The sequence below is a fragment of the Streptomyces albidus (ex Kaewkla and Franco 2022) genome (genome assembly GCF_013870515.1).
Lineage (GTDB): Bacteria > Actinomycetota > Actinomycetes > Streptomycetales > Streptomycetaceae > Streptomyces > Streptomyces albidus.
Map to the genome: position 1 here is coordinate 1 of NZ_JACBXA010000451.1, position 2,290 is coordinate 2,290.

Here is a 2,290-nt window from a genome sequence, read left to right on the forward strand (position 1 = left end):
CGCAACGCGGCGGCCAACAGCCGCCCGTCACCTTCGACTTGGGCGTCGCCGCCGTTCGACGCGCTGTCCGCCTGCTCGTCGGCCTCCCCGTACACCTCCGCCATGCCGCGCAGCAGCTGGGCCAGGATCGTGCCGGAGTTGCCGCACGCGCCGAGCAGAGCGCCGCGGGCGAGTGCGTGCAGCGCGGGTGCCGCCGGATCGTCGGCACCGGAATCGAGGGCCCGCGCGGCGGCGTCCAGGGTGCGGTGCAGATTGGTGCCGGTGTCCCCGTCGGCGACGGGGAAGACGTTGATCGCGTCGATCTCCTCACGGCCTTCGCCTACCGCCTCCAGGGCGAGCGTGACCCATGCCCGTACCGAGGTGGAGTCGAACTTGTGCGGCACGTGAGGCCTCCTCGATGTGACGACGGCGACATCCAGAAGGCTAGGCGAGAGCAGCCCGGGCGGAACCCGCCACGTGGCAGCGGGATTCCGGCTTCCTGTGCTGGTTTCGCTGTTCATGAGCAGGCGTTGTATGCTGCTCCGGTTGCCTGATGAGTATCGGGCGTCATGACATCCCCCTGGCAGTGCCGGTCGATCACTGTGCCTGCGTCGCCGGGATTTTCCGTACATGCATCTGAAGTCTTTGGAGTGACCCGTGGCTGCCAACTGCGACGTCTGCGGCAAGGGGCCGGGCTTCGGCAACAGCATTTCCCACTCGCACCGCCGCACCCCGCGCCGCTGGAACCCGAACATCCAGCGCGTGCGTGCAGTGGTCAACGGGACGCCGAAGCGCCTCAACGCCTGCACCTCGTGCATCAAGGCCGGCAAGGTCTCGCGCTGACGTTTCCATCTGGGCCTGGAAGCGCCTTTGTGCCACCAGGCGCAGAGGGAGGCCCGGGTGGTATCCGCAGCGCGGCCACCTAGCTGGTTGCTTTCACAGCCGGTCCGTCATCAGACGGGCCGGTTTTGTGTTTGCTCAGCCGCCTGCGCGGCCTCCTGCGCTCCGCCCTGGGGTCAGCGCTCGCGCAGCCGCCAGGCGTGATCCACGGGGCCCAGTCCCGACCCCAGCGGGAATCCTGCCGCGACCGCGCCCGTGACGTACTCCTTGGCCGCCGCTGCCGCCTCCGGCACGGACAGTCCGCGTGCCAGCAGAGACGCGAGGGCGCTTGCGAGAGTGCATCCGGTGCCGTGCGTGTGCCGGTTGTCGTAACGGGGCGCGCGCAGCCAGTACTCGTCCTCGCCGTCGGTGAGCAGGTCGACGGCTTCTCCCTGATCGGCCGCTCCGCCCGCCGACGGTGCGCGAAGGTGCCCGCCCTTGATCAGCGCCCAGCGCGGTCCGTACGCGAGCATCGCCGCCGCAGCCTCGCGCATGCCGTTCTCGTCGCTGACGCGTACGCCAGTGAGCTGGGTGACCTCGTCCAGGTTCGGCGTGACGACGGTCGCCGTGGGCAGCAGAGCGGTGCGTACGGAGTCCACGGCGTCCTGGGCGAGCAACGAGTCCCCGTGCTTGGAGACGCCCACAGGGTCGACGACGACGGGGGCGTCCGCTCCGGCCAGCAGTCCGGCCACCGTCTCGACGAGTTCAGCCGACGCCAGCATCCCGGTCTTGAAGGCCTGGACGCCGATGTCGTCGACGACGCTGCGGAACTGGGCCCGGACCGCCTCGGCCGGCAGCTCCCAATAGCCCTGCACGCCAAGGGAGTTCTGAGCCGTCACTGCGGCGACGACACTCATGCCGTGCGTGCCCAGCGCCAGCATCGTCTTCAAGTCGGCCTGGATTCCTGCGCCGCCGCCGGAGTCGGAACCGGCGACGGTCAGCACCCGCGGAGGCGCGGAGTGCTCAGGGCGTGCGGGAATGTCCATGCCTAGACCGTAGCCCGGACTTGGAGGGGGAGATTCCTCAGCCCTCCTCGTCCGCGAAGTGGTCCCAGCCCCCCTTGTCCCAGGGGGCGCCGTCGACCGTCACCTGGGGCTGTGCGGCCGGCGCCAGCACCTCGCCGATCTTGCGCCAGCGCGCAGGCAGCTTCGTGTCCGGCGGGAAGGTCGCCACGAGGGCGTGGTCCTCGCCTCCGGTGAGCACCCAGTGCAGCGGGTCGATGCCGACCGCCTGGCCGATGTCCGACATCTGGGCGGGCACGTCCAGAGCCGCCGAACGCAGATCGATCCGGACCTTGCTGGCCACGGCGATGTGGCCCAGGTCCGCGACGAGACCGTCGCTGACGTCCGTCATCGACGTCGCACCGAGCCCGGCGGCGGCGCCGTACCGCTGGCGGAGGCCAGCACGCACGAGCCCGGCTTCGAGGCGAAGT

At 70.3% G+C, this 2,290-nt stretch carries 3 protein-coding genes and 1 pseudogene; 1 reads left to right on the forward strand and 3 read right to left on the reverse strand.

The features are described 5' to 3' along the window. Nucleotides 1-383: DAK2 domain-containing protein (locus H5J26_RS30375; RefSeq protein ID WP_309238132.1), on the reverse strand; the 383-nt coding region annotated here is incomplete at its 3' end. 253 nt (nt 384-636) lie between these two features. On the opposite strand from H5J26_RS30375, the gene rpmB reads away from it, so the two are divergent. Beyond that, nucleotides 637-822, forward strand: a complete 186-nt coding sequence (gene rpmB, locus H5J26_RS30380) for a 50S ribosomal protein L28 (RefSeq protein WP_028435377.1) — start codon at nt 637-639, stop codon at nt 820-822. 173 nt (nt 823-995) lie between these two features. Here rpmB and thiD read toward each other — a convergent pair whose 3' ends face one another. Further along, a complete protein-coding gene (gene thiD, locus H5J26_RS30385) occupies nt 996-1,844 on the reverse strand; it encodes a bifunctional hydroxymethylpyrimidine kinase/phosphomethylpyrimidine kinase (protein ID WP_181769168.1) in 849 nt (282 codons plus the stop codon). A 37-nt stretch (nt 1,845-1,881) separates the two neighbouring features. Continuing rightward, nucleotides 1,882-2,290 (reverse strand): annotated as a pseudogene (locus H5J26_RS30390) (hypothetical protein); the annotation flags it as partial.

What these genes read in the sequence shown, in the direction of transcription:
- thiD (WP_181769168.1), bottom strand. Translation starts at nt 1,844, where the DNA reads ATGGACATTCCCGCACGCCCTGAGCACTCCGCGCCTCCGCGGGTGCTG.